Source organism: Calothrix sp. NIES-2098, from assembly GCF_963875125.1.
Classification (GTDB): Bacteria; Cyanobacteriota; Cyanobacteriia; order Cyanobacteriales; family Nostocaceae; genus Aulosira.
The window spans coordinates 6,182,801-6,199,082 of sequence record NZ_CAWNKJ010000001.1 but is presented as its reverse complement, the minus strand read 5'-3'; the positions used below and the strand labels follow the sequence as shown (position 1 = coordinate 6,199,082).

General features: G+C 41.2%; 12 protein-coding genes. 9 read left to right on the top strand and 3 right to left on the bottom strand.

Annotated elements, in window-relative coordinates:
- Positions 1–84: 84 nt before the first annotated feature.
- From AACU33_RS25975 to AACU33_RS25940, 8 genes are all read left to right on the top strand, one after another.
- Entirely contained in the window at positions 85–996 is a 912-nt protein-coding gene (locus AACU33_RS25975; protein ID WP_096592052.1) for a glycosyltransferase, read from the top strand.
- A 55-nt stretch (positions 997–1,051) separates the two neighbouring features.
- Entirely contained in the window at positions 1,052–1,984 is a 933-nt protein-coding gene (locus tag AACU33_RS25970) for a glycosyltransferase family A protein (RefSeq protein WP_096592050.1), read from the top strand.
- A 306-nt stretch (positions 1,985–2,290) separates the two neighbouring features.
- Positions 2,291–4,510 carry a GumC family protein gene (locus AACU33_RS25965; protein WP_339376292.1) on the top strand — a complete coding sequence of 740 codons (2,220 nt, stop codon included), beginning with the start codon at positions 2,291–2,293 and terminating at the stop codon, positions 4,508–4,510.
- Between the two features lie 253 nt (positions 4,511–4,763).
- Positions 4,764–5,501, top strand: coding sequence for a 2-phosphosulfolactate phosphatase family protein (locus AACU33_RS25960; protein WP_096592045.1), 738 nt, complete (start codon positions 4,764–4,766; stop codon positions 5,499–5,501).
- A 419-nt stretch (positions 5,502–5,920) separates the two neighbouring features.
- Positions 5,921–6,526 carry a vWA domain-containing protein gene (locus tag AACU33_RS25955; protein ID WP_096592043.1) on the top strand — a complete coding sequence of 202 codons (606 nt, stop codon included), beginning with the start codon at positions 5,921–5,923 and terminating at the stop codon, positions 6,524–6,526.
- A gap of 62 nt (positions 6,527–6,588) precedes the next feature.
- A complete protein-coding gene (locus AACU33_RS25950; protein WP_096592041.1) occupies positions 6,589–7,194 on the top strand; it encodes a VWA domain-containing protein in 606 nt (201 codons plus the stop codon).
- A 39-nt stretch (positions 7,195–7,233) separates the two neighbouring features.
- Positions 7,234–7,839 carry a vWA domain-containing protein gene (locus tag AACU33_RS25945; protein ID WP_096592039.1) on the top strand — a complete coding sequence of 202 codons (606 nt, stop codon included), beginning with the start codon at positions 7,234–7,236 and terminating at the stop codon, positions 7,837–7,839.
- A gap of 36 nt (positions 7,840–7,875) precedes the next feature.
- Positions 7,876–8,274: a salt stress protein, Slr1339 family gene (locus AACU33_RS25940; protein WP_096592036.1), complete on the top strand. Its 399-nt coding sequence runs from the start codon at positions 7,876–7,878 to the stop codon at positions 8,272–8,274.
- Positions 8,275–8,472: 198 nt separating this feature from the next.
- On the opposite strand, the gene AACU33_RS25935 is transcribed toward AACU33_RS25940, so the two are convergent.
- The 3 genes from AACU33_RS25935 to AACU33_RS25925 form a co-directional block, all read right to left on the bottom strand.
- The gene (locus AACU33_RS25935; protein WP_096592034.1) at positions 8,473–8,829 is read right to left on the bottom strand and encodes a winged helix-turn-helix transcriptional regulator; all 357 of its coding nucleotides are present in this window, start codon (positions 8,827–8,829) and stop codon (positions 8,473–8,475) included.
- Between the two features lie 36 nt (positions 8,830–8,865).
- A complete protein-coding gene (locus tag AACU33_RS25930; protein WP_096592031.1) occupies positions 8,866–12,654 on the bottom strand; it encodes a CHAT domain-containing protein in 3,789 nt (1,262 codons plus the stop codon).
- Positions 12,655–12,883: 229 nt separating this feature from the next.
- Complete coding sequence (locus AACU33_RS25925; RefSeq protein ID WP_096595388.1) at positions 12,884–13,570, bottom strand: hypothetical protein; 687 nt, start codon at positions 13,568–13,570, stop codon at positions 12,884–12,886.
- Positions 13,571–14,286: 716 nt separating this feature from the next.
- Here AACU33_RS25925 and AACU33_RS25920 point away from each other — a divergent pair.
- On the top strand, positions 14,287–16,257 hold the full coding sequence (locus AACU33_RS25920; RefSeq protein WP_096592028.1) for a DNA polymerase III subunit gamma/tau: 1,971 nt from the start codon (positions 14,287–14,289) through the stop codon (positions 16,255–16,257).
- Positions 16,258–16,282: the final 25 nt, after the last annotated feature.

Genomic DNA, 16,282 nt, shown 5'->3' with positions numbered 1-16,282 from the left:
ATTTACCCAAATCGTAAATATTTTTAAATCCTATTTCAAGAAATCTAATGTTCTCAGAGATCGCATACATTTTAAAATGTAGTTATGAACACTGCTGTCGTCTTAATTATCTTTAATAAACCAGACACCACAGCAAAAGTATTTGAAGTAATTCGTCAGGCTAAACCTTCTAAGCTTTTAGTAATTGCTGACGGCCCGCGCCCGCAACATCCAGAAGATATTGCAAAGTGCGCTACTAGCAATAAAATCTTAGATAAAATTGATTGGAATTGTCAAGTAATTAAAAACTCTTCTCCTATCAATCTTGGTTGTAAACAGCGCATAGCAACAGGACTAAATTGGGTATTTCAGCAAGTAGAAGAAGCAATTATTCTTGAAGATGATTGCGTTCCCCATCCAACATTTTTTAAATATTGCGAGGAACTATTAGATAAATATCGCCACGACCAACGCATCATGACAATTTCCGGGAACAATTTTCAGTTTGGTCGTCGCCGTACAAAGTATAGCTATTACTTTTCCCGCTATCCGCTAATTTGGGGATGGGCAACTTGGCGCAGAGCATGGCAACAATATGATATCGAAATGAAACATTGGTTAACCATCAGAGATGATAACTTGCTACAAGATATACTTGATGATTCGACTGCTGTTCGCTACTGGACTAATATTTTTCAAAATTGCTATCAAGGAAATATTGATTCCTGGGCTTTTCCCTGGACTTTGACATCTTGGCTACAAAATGGTTTAACAATTCTGCCAAATGTTAACTTAGTTTCTAACATTGGCTTTAGTACCGAAGCTCACAATACAAAAGATATTTATAGTCCTTTTGCCAATTATCCCAATCAAGCAATAGAATTTCCGCTTAAACATCCAGAGTTTATGATTCGTGATGCACAAGCCGATCGATTTACACAACAAACTCAGTTTCGTTTCAGTTTGATGTCGCAAGTAAAACGTTTAGTCAAAAAAAAACTGCAATTTTTCAGTTAATTTATTGTTGACTAGTAGGTTCGGCATTAGCAAAACTTTAATATCAACATAAATTATGAATACTGCTGTTGTTTTTATCATCTTTAATAAACCAGAGATTACAGCCCAAGTGTTTGAGTCTATTCGTCAGGTGAAACCTCCCAAACTATTAGTAATTGCTGATGGTTCTCGTCCAGATTACCCTGATGATGTAGACAACTGTGCTGCTACTCGCAAAATTATCGAGCAAGTTGATTGGGACTGCACAATCCTCAAAAACTACTCTGAGGAAAATTTAGGAGCAAAGATACGTATAGCCACAGGACTAAACTGGGCATTTAAGCAAGTAGAAGAAGCCATTATTCTTGAATATGATTGTTTACCACATCCAACATTTTTTCCCTATTGTGAGGAATTGTTAGATAAATATCGTCACGACCAACGCATTATGACAATCTCCGGCAATAATTTTCAATTTGGTCGTCGGCGTACCGAAGATAGCTATTACTTTTCTTGTTATCCCCTAATTTGGGGATGGGCAACTTGGCGTAGAGCATGGCAACAGTATGATTTAGAAATGAAACATTGGTTAGCCATCAAAAATAATAACTGGCTACAAGATATACTTGATAATTCAACTGCTGTTCGCTACTGGACTAATATTTTTCAAACTTGCTATGAAGGCCAAATTGATACTTGGGATTATCCTTGGACTTTGACATCTTGGCTACAAAATGGTTTAACAATTCTGCCAAATGTCAACTTAGTTTCTAACATTGGCTTTAGTACTGAGGCTCATAATACAAAAGATATTTACAGCCCCTTTGCTAATCATCCTACTCAAGCAATGGAATTTCCTCTCAAACATCCAGCGTTTATGATTCGTGATGCACAAGCCGATAAATTTACCCAGCAAACTCAATTTCATCTCAGCCTGACATATAGAATGAAACGCAAAATTAGAGAAATACTGGATAAGAGTTATTTACGATTAATAAAAAGCAGTTAATTGCTTTTTATTTGCTTGCTAATCTTTTTAGTTAATAACAATTGCTAATCCGAACTAGCATGAGGCTTTCACTTAGATTTAGGTATCAATTACAGTATAATAAATTTATTATCTTACTTTTGTTTTTTGTTAGATATAAAACATCAATTACAATTAGTCTCAGTGTAATTATTGAAAATAAATTATTTCTTTGCGCTAGGAATCCTTTAGACTAAAATGACGTCTATAGTTTAACCAAAAATTCACCTCAAAGAGATTTTCTCCAAATCTTCCTGATTTATTATTTCGAGTTTAGAGGATTTTATAGTGACTAACACTAGTCTAAATCAAGGGCAAATGCTCAATAACTCTCCACAAAACGCCATTGACATCAAACAACTCACCACAATTCTGTTTCACAGACGTTATCTTATATTGGGTATTTCCTGTGCAGTGATGTCAGTTGCAATCCTGCTGGCTATCTTTGCCAAACCGAAGTATCAAAGTTCAATGCAAATACTGGTCAGTTCCAATTTATATGAAGGGGTACGCTCCAGTAACGTGCAGGGAAGTACAGACAGCGAGTTTACAGATCCCAACTTTCAAGTTGTAGATTACACGGCTCAGTTAAAATTAATGTTGAGTTCTAAGTTAATCGAGAAAGCTGTAGATTTGCTACGTCCTAATTATCCAGATATAACTCTAGAAGATATTCGAGGAAAAAAAGAAAAGGGTGAAAAATCACCTCTAGAAGTAACTCAAATAGAAGCGGGAACGGGAATTAATAAAATACCCAGTCAAGTATTTGAGGTAACTTTTAAAGATAAAGATCCCCTCAAAGCACAGAGAGTACTGCAAGCACTACAAACTGTTTATCAAAACTACAATATAGAACAACAAAACGAGCGTTTACATAAAGGACTGTCTTTTGTTAATGCTCGCTTACCCGAAGTCAAAAAAGAAGTTAGCCAAGCTGAAAAGAATTTAGAAGAATTCCGCAGAAATCATAATTTACTTGACCCAGAGGTACAAAGTAAAATTCTCTTGGAGTCTTTGGCAGACATTCAAAAACAATTAGAAACTACTCGCGCCCAGCTTCAAGATATACGAGCTCGTCAAGCAAACTTAGAGCAAAAAATGGCGTCTTCATCTCAGAACGCCATAGTTTCTTCGCGTTTGAGTCAATCAACACGCTACCAAACTCTATTAAATGAAATCCAAAAGACTGAACTAGCGCTAGCACAAGAACGGCTACGGTATACAGAGAACTCTCCAAGGATAGTAAATCTTAAGCAGCAACGCCAAAGTCAAGTAGCGCTACTGCGCCAAGAGGCGGGAAGATCCTTAGGAGATAAAGTGACAATTACACCTAATCCTCAACAACCGCTATTAACGCAAGGGCAGATGGTAGGGGTTGATTTAAAGCTAGTAGAAGAGGTAATTCAAGTCCAGACAACTTCTTTAGGACTGCTAGCTAACGAAAAAAGTTTAGTTGAATCCGAACAGCGACTGCGCAATGAACTGAACAAATATCCTCGCCTGATAGCTGAATATAATCGTCTGTTGCCAGAAGTACAAACAAATCGCAAAACCCTTGAACAACTGCTACAAGCGCAACAGTCTTTAGGGCTAAAAATTGCTCAGGGAGGATTTGATTGGCAAGTATTGGAAGCACCAGATAAGGGAATTTATCTAGGTAGTGGCAGATTATTTCTATTAGGTGGAGGATTAATTATCGGGCCGATTTTAGGTATTATGGCTGCCCTGATTTGGGAACTGTTTCATGATGTGATTTATTCGGCACGACAATTTCAAAGACTGACAAACCTGCGATTACTGGGAACCATACCAAATCTGGGCGAAGGTGGTTTAAGAAAGCGGCTGTTTAAGCTGGCTGGCAATAAGCAACGAACAGTAACTCCTTTAGTAGAAACTAGCCCTAAGTTGCCATATCACGAAAATTTGGATATGGTCTACCAAAATCTTCAAATATTAAAGTATCCTCTGCCTTTTAAATCGCTAATGTTGACTTCAACACTAGCTGGCGAAGGAAAAACTACTATGACTTTGGGGCTGGCGGCTAGCGCTGCTCATATGCACCGCCGAGTACTTGTGATTGATGCTAATATGGAGCATCCCAGCCTGCACAAAATTCTGGAACTTTCTAACGACTGGGGTTTATCTCTGTTATTAGTCGATGAAACTAATACCCCGCTTACAGATTACATTCAACCGATTCATCCAGATATTGACGTTTTGACTGCTGGCCCGACACCAGAAGATACAGTCAAGCTACTGAGTTCAGCACGGATGAAAGAGCTAATTGAGTTGTTTGAGCAAACCTACGATTTAGTGCTAATAGATGCTCCGGCAATTTTAGATTCAGTTGATGCCAGAATCGTTGCATCCTTATGTAATGGCATTGTATTGGTAGGGCGTATCGGTCAGATTACCCAAAGCGAACTAATTCAAGCTAGAGACATTTTGAGCAAGTTGAATTTAATTGGCGCGATCGCTAATGATGTCAAAGATTCCCCTAAGGTATAACTACTACACAGTCATCAAGGGCGGGAAATCCTGCCCCTACAGATTTTTCCAATTGCTATAACTTTCCTGAATTGAACCTGGTTGGGATGGCACTCTCTGCCTTATGCATCCCCAATATCTGCGTTTTTCTGTGTCAGTTTGAGAGCATCATAGAGCATCCTCACTCTTAACCGTTGAGAATTCTTACTTACTTTATATGGCACCAACTGGTTAAAATGTTTCTCGGCAGCATTAGATCAGGCTTATCTAAAACGTGAAGCTATTCGTATACCATACCCCGGAATTGACTCCAACAGATCGAGCTCCAGAATGTGCGATCGCAGTCGATGTTCTGCGAGCTACTAGCACAATGGCCACGGTTTTGGCAGCTGGGGGCGAAGCTGTACAAGTGTTCAGCGACTTAGATCGACTCATGGAAGTCAGCGACAAATGGCCCCCACTGAAACGACTGCGAGCTGGAGAACGCGGCGGATCAAAAGTAGCTGGCTTTGATTTGGGTAATTCGCCCCTTGATTGCACGCCAGAACTGGTACAAGGAAGGCGCTTGTTTATCAGTACCACCAATGGCACTCGCGCCTTACAACGGGTACAAGACGCGCCAACTGTACTAGCAGCAGCCTTGATCAACCGTGCTGCGGTGGTTAAGTTTCTTTTGGAAAAGCAACCACAGACTGTCTGGATTGTGGGTTCAGGTTGGGAAGGCAGTTTTTCTTTAGAAGATACAGTATGTGCAGGTGCAATCGCCCATAGTATTTTGCAACATACTCAACTATCAGCAGAGGAAATTGCTGGGAATGATGAAGTGATTAGTGCGATCGCGCTATACGCGCAATGGCAAGATAATTTGTTAGGACTTTTACACCACGCCAGTCACGGCAAACGTTTGTTGCGCCTGGAATGCTATGAAGATCTAAAATACTGTTCTCAAACCGATATTTTAGATGTGTTGCCTATACAGCAAGAACTCGGAGTTCTTAAATCTCACCATTAACTATATTTAAAGGCTATACCAACATTGAATTTTAGAGACGTTGCCTGCAATGTCTCTAAAGCTATTTCCCAAATCTCAAACAGTTCCTAGCTGTCATGGCTTTAACTAGTACAGCACGGCGTAAATAAACAGACCATTCAAAATCTACAAAACGCTTACTCTGTCTTAATTTTGAATTTTGAATTTTGAATTCCGCCTTGCGGTACTAGAAGGATGGGCATCTTGTCCATCCTCAATTATGCAATCTCTCTGCCAAAGCCCAGTATATTAACTTATTAAGTACAATCACGGTTATATTTGCATAATAAACTACTTAATAATTGACTACTTAAATCATTATTACAAAGCATCTGCCAAAGATGTCGTACTATTACCCAACGGTTAGACTAGAACCACAGGGTAACAATCAAAGGAATACTATGATGAGCGATCGTGACTATACATTAATTATTGACAAAAGTGGTAGTATGTCCACTCCTGACCAAGCAGGTGGGAGAAGTAGATGGGACGTAGCGCAAGAATCTACTTTAGCGTTGGCGAGAAAGTGCGAACAGTTCGATCCTGATGGAATTACAGTCTACGTTTTTTCCGGCAGATTTAAGCGCTACGATGATGTGACATCAGCAAAGGTCGCCCAGATATTCCAAGAAAACGATCCTGCGGGCACAACCAATTTAGCAGGTGTACTGCAAGACGCACTCAATAATTACTTTAAGCGCAAAGCTGCGGGTAAAACCAAAACCAATGGCGAGACAATTTTAGTAATTACTGATGGCGAACCAGACGATCGCAAAGCCGTATTTGAGGTAATTATTAGTGCTACCCGTCAAATGGATCGGGATGAAGAATTAGCAGTTTCGATTATTCAAGTTGGTTCAGATCCTCAAGCAACGAAGTTTCTCAAAGCTTTAGACGATCAGTTACAAAGTGTGGGCGCTAAATTTGATATCTGCGACACCGTAACTTTAGACGACTTAGAAGAAATGAGCCTTGCAGATGTGTTAATGAATGCCATCACAGACTAATTGTAAGTAAGCCTGTAAATTTTATCTAACTAATTATGAGCCAGTTTGCGGAAAAATCAGCCATGCTAGAAAATCGTGACTACACCTTAATTATTGACCAGAGTGCCAGCATGGCGACTACAGATCAAAAAGATGGTAGAAGTAGATGGACAGCATTACAAGAATCGACATTTGCATTAGCTAGTAGATGTGAAGAGTTTGACCTCGATGGTCTGACTATTTATCTATTTGCTAAAGCGTTTAAGCGTTACGACAATGTTACTTCCTCCCATATAAAGCAGATTTTTACAGAAAATCTACCTGGAGATACAACTAACTTAGCAGGCGTACTGCAACACGCAATCAATCACTACTTTCAACGCAAAGCCGAGGGCAAAACCAAGCCAGCCGGAGAAGTAATTTTAGTTGTCACCGATGGTGCGCCAGGCGATCGCCAAGCTGTATTTGAAGTAATTATCAACGCCACTCAGCGTTTGGAAAATCCTCAAGAATTAAGAATTTCTCTAATTCAAGTAGGTGCAGATACCAAAGCCACAAAGTTTCTCCATGCTATAGATGATGATTTGCAAAGTGTTGGCGCTAAATTTGATATTTGTGACACCATTACTTTAGATGAATTAGAAGATATGAGCCTTACTGACGTATTAATTAAGGCAATAACTGACTGATAATTGAGAAAATGCTTTAAATACTTGGAGAAGTTAGAAATGCTAGAAAATCGTGATTACACCTTAATTATTGATAAAAGTGGCAGCATGGCTACCCCAGATCAAAAAGGTGGTAGAACCAGATGGATAGCCGCACAGGAATCTACCTTAGCCTTAGCTAGTAAATGCGAACAATTTGACCCAGACGGTATTACTATTTATGTATTTTCTGGGAAATTTAAGCGTTATGAAAATGTCACCTCAGCTAAGGTGGCACAAATTTTCCGAGAAAACGATCCTTCTGGAACCACTGACTTAGCGGGTGTTTTAAAACACGCAACCGATGATTACTTTCAACGCAAAGCTGCTAATAAAACTAAGCCAAATGGTGAGACAATTTTAGTTGTCACCGATGGCGAACCAGACGATCGCAAAGCAGTAATGAAAGTCATTATTGAAGCTTCCCGCCGCATGGATCGCGATGAAGAACTAGCTATTTCCTTCATTCAAGTTGGTAACGATGCTAACGCTACTCGCTTTCTCAAAGTCCTAGATGATGAACTTCAAGGGGCTGGTGCTAAATTTGATATCTGCGACACAGTTACAATGGAAGATATGGAAGATATGAGTCTATCAGAAGTGTTGTTGAATGCCATTAATGACTAATAAAACGCTAGCTATCTTCATTACAGGACTGAAACAATGGATAGCATTGATAAGCTGTTAGCCGAACTCAAAACTGAATACGAAGAAGTAAAATCTCCTCAGCCACAGCCACAACCGCAGCCAAATTTAGCCCAACCATTCACCCAACCGTCACCAAAATCGGACTCTTTAATAGATAGCCTATTGGATGAAGTTAAAGCTGATTTTGTCGAACTAGATATGGCTGAGGAGTTAAAGCGTCAGCAAGAACTAAAACAAGAACGAATTCGTCAAGAAAAACTCAAAGCAAAACAGCAAGAAGCTTTAAAAAATCAGGCTAAAGAATGGTTAGCTAAATTAGATCCATTCTCACCGGAAGGTCTGTGGTTTGAAAGATTTGCTGAAGGATATCCTTCAAAATTAGAGGCAGCGATTGAATATTTGCAAAATAGTTAGTAAAGCTAAAATTAGAAAATTTTTATAGATAAAACTAATTGGTAGCGAAATGCCAATCGCTACCAGAATTTTTTTGCTTAAGTCTGGCATCAATCAGTAGGTGTTGACAAACAAGAATCAAATTTTGCAGCTTTTGACACCTTTTCTCTAGAGTTAGAATTTGTCATTAAGCTCCTCATTCTCCATTAAAACTAAATATTACTTTTTATTAACTCGATGGCGACGAATTTCAGAAAAATGTTTTACAGCCCATTCATGCATTGCATCAAGAATTGGTTGTAGGCTTGTTCCCAAAGGTGTCAGTGAGTATTCTACTTTCGGGGGAATTTGTGGATAGACTTCGCGATGAATAATGCCATCATCCTCCATTTCTCTTAATTGCTGCGTGAGCATCTTTTGCGTAATTCCTGGTAAGGCTCGTTGCAATTCACCAAAGCGTTTTACCCCTGCCATTAATTCTCTAATAATCAAAACTTTCCAGCGTCCACCAATTACCTCTAATGTGATTTCTACTTCGCAAGTCAGCCTGGTCTCGTTTTCCGCTTTAGTTTCCATAGTTTTGTTAGTTGTCAAGATTGCATGGGCAACTAATTAAATACTTTCACTTGACCTACCTGTAATTGTAAACGCCGCCCAATAATAAGGATGACTATAGAGTTTTTGGTCTGGCGGAAGTTTACTGCTTCTGTACATTTGTGTTGCTACATGAGTTCTAATTCTTAAATCTTCAGGATGTAGATTATTTAGTAAATCTTCATACCATTTTGTTAATTCACTGGCAGTTAGTTCTCTCAGCCATGCGGTAACTTCAGCTAAAGTAGTAGCTGCTGATTTATCTGGCTGTAGTCGTCGATAAAACTCTATGATTACTAAGTCATTAGCAATAGATTCTACAGTCCACAAAGTACTGACAACTTGAGAAACTCCTCCCATCAGAAAACCATTTACCAAACTCACATATTCGCTAGTAACAACGTGATTGTTGGCATTGATAGTTTCACAAGCTGATAAGTTAACTAGGTTATAACTTACTAAAGATTGTTGGCATATTTCTTCTAAAGTCAGCTTGTTTGTACCTGCTAAAGCCAATTCTGATTTTTTCGGTTCGCTAGAATTATTAATGATGTGCCCGATAAAGTGAAATATATTGTAGTCATCAAAAAAAGCACTATCTACGTGATTTTTATTAGCTTGCGTTCCCTGAATGCGGTGATAATTAGGAAATATATGGCTGACAATTTCCGCTTGTAATTTGGCAAATTTTAGCGGTGGATAATCTGTACTATGAGGATTTTCCACACTGAGGAATAGTTGATTATTTTTATCGCCTATGGTTGCGGATCTTGCTGTTAATCCTGTTTGGACGCTAGGCAAATAGCTAATGGTAAAATTTGCTGCTTCACTTGGCAATTCCCCAATATTAGAATAGTCAAACAGCGCATGGAGAGGTAGCCTTTGTAAGTCGCGATGGGGAATTAAAATTAGTTGAGTAATTCCTTCAAGCTCCTGAGCAATGGTGGAAATGTTGAGGATATTTTTTAGTTCTAATAGCCTAGCTTCCATCTCCACGCGCCAACAATGGTTGGTTTGATTTTGTTTATCTGATGAATGACTGCAATATTCTTGGTATTGTTGATTCCAATCTTCTAACCAATTTTCAAAATCAATCAAACGTCTAACTGCTTCGGGTAGAGGAACTTCGTGCAGACGCATTGGAGTTTTACCTAAGCTAAATACCCCTGCATCTTGCATTGGTGTAAATATGAGGATGGGTGAAGGTGCTCGATCTTTGATAATAAATGTATGTAAAGCAGCCGGGCTAATATGCCAGTAAACAATTGCTGTTTGAGGATTAAGTAGGGGCTGAACTTCAGCATAGCTGAGTGAGTCAATATTTTCTTCCCAACCATCAAGCAGCCAAGTTAAACAAGCATTTTTAGCTTGTTCGGCAATTTCCCACGCTTCTACTAAATCGCCATAATCTACAGCTAAATCAACTACTAGTTGCCTCAAGCCTGCAAATTTTAAAGCTAGCTGTTTTTTACTCTCATCAGAACGGGTAGGCTCACTGAGCAATTGTTGTATTAAATTTGTACTGTATTGCAAAAATTCTTGTGCTTGCGCTGTTTGCCCCAAACCCACAAGAGTTTTGATTAAAGATTGCAATACTTCCAGATGCAACTGCGGAAAATCTTCACTAGTCAAGGTCAAGAGTGCTTGATTATAAGCAGCTACAGCTTTTTGCCAATGAGTGCGGGTTGAGGAATTTTTCTTACCTCGATCGTAATGAGTATTGGCGATCGCTAAATGTAATCTGCCCCAACCTTCTGGGTGAGTATCTGGGCGAACATATTTCAAACCAGCTTCGTAGCTGGCGATTTTGCCTTCATAGCCGCTTTGCTTGAGAGCTGCATTGGTGGCTGTGATGGTAGTAAACAAGCCAGAAAGCGCTTCAGGATTAACTAAATTACCCGCAGCCGTTCCTCTCCCAATCCAAGCTTCCCAATAATCAAATTTAATTTGTAAAGCACTATCATAGGAGGCGATCGCTTCTGCATAGCGTCCTAAATAAAACAGCGCCACCGCCTGGTTATACCAAGCTAAATGAAAGTCGGGTTTGATAGCTATAGCTTTGCGATAAGATTCAATCGCTTCTTCACGGCGTCCTAAATTTTCTAAAGCCACACCTCGGTTGTACCAAGCTAGGTAGAAATCGGCTTGAATCGAAAGTGCTTTATCCCAAGAAGCGATCGCTTCTGACCACCTTCCCAAATTAAACAGCACCACACCCCGATCGATCCAAACTTCGTAATAATCGGGTTCAATTGCTAAAGCTCGATCGTATGATGCGATCGCCTCTTCATGTTGCTCGCTCACACCCAAGGCTATACCGCGGTAATACCAGTTTTCTGGGTCTTGTGGTTGCAGAACTAAAGCTTGGTCGTAACTAGCAATTGCTTCTAATAATTGTCCTAACTTCATCAGTGCCAAACCCCTGCTAGACCAAGCTTCAGCAAAATCTGGCTTGATGGCGATGACTTGCTCAAAAGAAATAACTGCTTCGTCAAATTGTCCTAACTCACCAAGAATTCCCCCCCGGTTATACCAAGCTTTGTAGCGATCGGGTTTCAGTTCTATGGTTTTGTCGTAAGATGCGATCGCCTCAGTAAAATGTTCTAAATGAAATAGTGCTAGAGCGCGATTGAACCAATATTCATCAACATGGGGTTTGAGTTCGATAGCTGCGTCGTAAGATGCGATCGCTCCTAATAAATCCCCAGTTCTCGCTTGTTGCAGACCTTGATAAAACCAAGCTTGCGCCCGATCGATTTTTTGCTGCGGAACGATTTGCGAATTATTGCGTTGAATTGCTAGTTCCGAAGCCAGTTCTTGGACTAAAGAAGTACTTTGATCCAACCTGACCAACAACTCATCAAAAGCTTGGGCGACACTTGGCTCTAATTTCGCCAACGATTTATCCCATGTCGTCGCTTCTGATAATTCTCCTTTGCCATCTTCTGCTGGGGGAGTCAGGCTCATGTTTTCTGCCTTGCAAGTTGAGCTAGTCGCTTCTGAAGGCGGAGTTTGGCTGGGATCTTCTTTAACAGGATTGAGATTAGTAACTGGGGTGATAGTTTCCGGCTCTTCCTCTTCCTCTTCCGGTTCCGAAAATAAATCGAATAAGTTGGCGATTTCATTGTCTTCTCCCGGATCGAGGAGAGTCGCTCGCCTGGGAATTTCCAGGTCTTCTCCTTCATACTCCCATAAAACTTCCCCGATATTGCCTGTCCATGTTTCCTCAACAGATCTGATTTCGGGTATGGGGAGGATTTCTGGCTCTTCTTCGTCATAATCCCACAAGCGATCGCCCAGGTTACGGATCAGCTCTTGCCCTGGAGAGTTTACCAAGTGGTTTTCTGGTCTAATGTTTTCCATCGTCACATGACGATCTAGCTCCTCAATTTCTTGATATTGTGTCGCTGAGTTGCGCTTCAGGAGGCTCAGACCAATATCATAAGATAGGTCTCCCACTCTGCCGATCCCCAATTCACCCAGCTGGATCATCCGCGCTGCTAACTGATGGTTAGGTGCAGGGGAAGTTAATAATCTTTCACCAAAGCTCAACAGCCAATCTATCCAGCGCTCGTCAGAAATGCGATGTTCCATGCGTTGCAGGTACTTCAGCGCCCACTGTCTGCCTCGTGCCTGTTGTACTCCTTCTAGCAACTGCGTAAACAACAGTTCTAAATCCGCATTAGTAAGTTCGGGTGGTGAATTCCCCACCCCATATCCTTTTGCAGCATTTCTAGAATTGGCTTTTCGACTGCTAAAAGGACGCTGAAATAACTTTTTAAGCCACTGAAATAGACGCCTGAGCATCTGTCACACTCTTGGATTTTGTTTAACCTAGATTGTAGCCATCGTTGTGTGAAAAAGATCGTGAATTACGTAAAAAGCCACAACTAAAAAGATAAAAAAGTTGTGAAATGATACATTCCGATTGGAAAGCGGGTAAGGGGAATTAGCGAATAGGCACTAGGTAAATTACCTCAACTGAAATTTTGAATTTCCCACAGTGGCACTATTCTTTTGGTTTTGAACGGGAAAGTCAAGATTCTGCTTGTTCTGTAGCTGCTTGATTTGCTGCATGATACTGATTAATCAATGCTTGGATGATAACTTGCGGATCTTGTGTCTCAATACCCAGCTGTTCGGCAACCTGCTGGCATAAGGTTTCATCCTGCTGCATCATGACAAACAATTGTTCCAAGGTAACGGTTTGATAACCTTCCTCTGAGAGATTGTCTTCTGTCTCTGCTGCACTTGTTACCAAGTCATTCTCTGGGGGTGGTGCTGTGACAACAGCATCCGGTCCTGCATATTCCCAAATTGGTTCGCCGCCTTGATTGCGCGTCAACAATTGCATTCCAATATCGTAGGCAACGTCTCCGACTTCGCCAACACCTAACTCACCCAGCTGTACTAACCGAGTTGCTAATTCATTATTAGGTGTAGGTGATGCCAGCAATCTTTCTCCCAATACCCCTAACCACGCAACCCAGCGTTCAGTTGGGATGCGGTGTTCAATATTATGTAGCCACTTTACTGCCCACGCTTGTCCTCGTGCTTGATGCACTCCTTCCAAAAGTTCGTTGAACAGAAATTCTAAATCTGTATCGCTGAGTTGTGGCGGTGGTTCTTTCGGGACTTCACTCCTAACTGGGGAGCGAGTTGGTTTCCCACCAAACAAGCGTTGAAAAAACTGTTTAAACCACTGAATGAGCCGCCTGAGCATCTGCTGCACCATTGAGTATTAGTTACCCTAAGATTGTAGCGATCGCACTTTACTATAGCTTTAATTAAGTCAAGAATTCATTGACAGTCACGAACTCCAGTTCTAAAAAACGTTCTATTGCTCGTGCGGCACGAAAAACTCACAGAATCGACTAAAGTAGAGTTTGGTTCTGGGTAGTTTACCAGATATTGCACCAAAGCTAAAAGATACGCTTTATACCAGGGTAGGCTCCACAGGAGAAGATGACAAAGGCTGATTCTTATACTGAATTTGTTTTGTATAAAATAAAACTCTTAAGCTTTTAAACCCCGTCCTTATCTGATATAATTAATTTATTGTCACAGGTCAAGACCGCTGCGGTTGTGCCTGTAGAATATAGCGGAATTAGTGCTATACGAAAGCACATAAATTTTGAATCTCACAACTGAGTAACAATAACCAACATAAAAATAGTGTACTAACTGTGAAACAGTAGTTAATGCTTTGGAAACAATAATTTGAGGTTTCCCAAAGTATTTCCTCGCGGTCAAAACCAGGAAGCTTGCTACTCCAGCTTCTGGTAAGTTACCATGCGAACCTGCTTGGCAGTAGAATTTGGCTAACTTCAGTCTAGTGGCGAACCCAAAAAAGCAAGTTCAACCTGAAAATCCCCTCGCTCAAAAGCAGCGGACTGTCAAAATCCTGTCATCCCAAACTCGACTGGGTGCTACAATCTTATGCCTTACGAACCCCTGCACCACAAGTATCGCCCAAAGAGTTTTGCCGAACTAGTGGGACAAGAGGCGATCGCTATTACCCTCACGAACGCGATTCGCTCGTCTAAAATCGCTCCAGCCTATTTATTTACCGGCCCCAGAGGTACAGGAAAAACTTCGAGTGCGAGAATTCTCGCCAAATCCCTCAATTGTCTTGGGAGTAGTCAACCGACTGCTGAACCCTGCGGCTTATGCGATGTATGTCAAGGCATTACTAAAGGCTACTCCTTAGACGTGATTGAAATCGACGCCGCCAGCAACACTGGTGTTGATAACATCCGCGAGATTATTGAAAAGGCGCAGTTCGCCCCTGTACAGTGCCGTTACAAAGTATATGTCATCGACGAATGCCATATGCTCAGTACCCAGGCGTTCAATGCGTTACTAAAGACTCTAGAAGAACCACCGAAACACGTAGTCTTTGTATTGGCGACAACCGACCCCCAGCGAGTATTGCCCACAATTATTTCACGTTGCCAAAGGTTTGATTTCAGACGCATCAACTTAGAAGCGATGGTCAAGCATTTAAGCGCGATCGCTCATAAAGAAAACATTCATATTTCGCTGGATGCTGTTACTTTAGTAGCCCAAATTGCTCAAGGGGGATTGCGGGATGCGGAAAGTCTACTCGACCAATTAGCACTATTAACAGGAGAAATCACACCAGACAGAGTTTGGGATTTAGTCGGTTCGGTAAGCGAACGAGACTTGATAGCCTTGTTAGATGCGATCGCCCAAGATAATGCAGAAGCAATTCTCGACTGTACCCGCAAAATCCTCGATCGCGGTCGAGAACCGCTGACTATTTTGCAAAATCTTGCCGCTTGCTACCGCGATTTACTGATTGCTAAAACTGCATCTAACCGCCAAGATTTAGTTGCTTGTACTCAGCAAACTTGGCAAGCCTTAATTGAATTAGCTCAGAAGCTAGATATAAGTATTATCTTGGCAGGGCAGAAACACTTACGAGAAGCCGAAGTCCAAATTAAAAACACCACTCAACCGCGTTTGTGGTTAGAGGTGACATTGCTGGGCTTATTACCAAGTGCAAATATTCCCGTGCAAGTCGCAAGCGCACCACCGAGAATCAGCGCCCCAGCAGTCTCATCAAACCAACCTCGGTTTACCTCACCTCCTCCCGCTGTTGCTTCTCCTCCGGTTTCCCCAAGCCCCCAGCCAGCAAATAACATCTCTGCTGTGAAAGCATCGTCATCGCCGCCGCCAGAGACTGTCACCATATCTGTGCCGCCTGAGGAACCCAAACCATCAAATCCATCTGTAGAAACAGTAAATACTTCATCACCTGCACAGGAGATTGTTAAAACTCCAACTGCGGATTTTACTCAAGTATGGCAGCAGGTTCTCAGTAATATTCAGCAGATACCAAGGCGAGAATTGCTACGGCAAATGTGTCACCTGATAGAATTTGATGGTGCTTACGCTCGTGTTGGCGTGAAAGCGGCATGGCATAAAAAAGTACAATCAGATTTGCAGATGATTAGTGCTGCTTTTCAGCAAACTTTCCAGCGAGAAGTTAAAGTCAGCTTGGAAGTTGGAACTCCTTCAAACTCGACTTCAGTAAAGAAAGAGCCTCCAAGTAACGGAGCTCCCATTGTTAAGCAGCCACCGCCACCTACTTACGAAAAGCAAACTTCACCACCAACGCCAGTACAGCTACAACCCATACCAGCACCAGCACCAACAAGAACAGAGTCAGCAGCTAACGGTAAGGGCAATGTGCAAACTTTACCACCTCCGCCAGCCCCAACAGCTGCTAATGATTGGGAAACTGATGAAGTCGCGATCGCAGCTCAACGATTAGCAGAATTTTTCCAGGGACAAGTCATCCGCTATTCAGACGATGCAGTAGGTTTTTCTGACACTATAGTTGGATCTGATTTGCTTGATGAATCAGATTTTGATGACGAATAAATTAAAAAAAAGTCAAGAGTCCAAA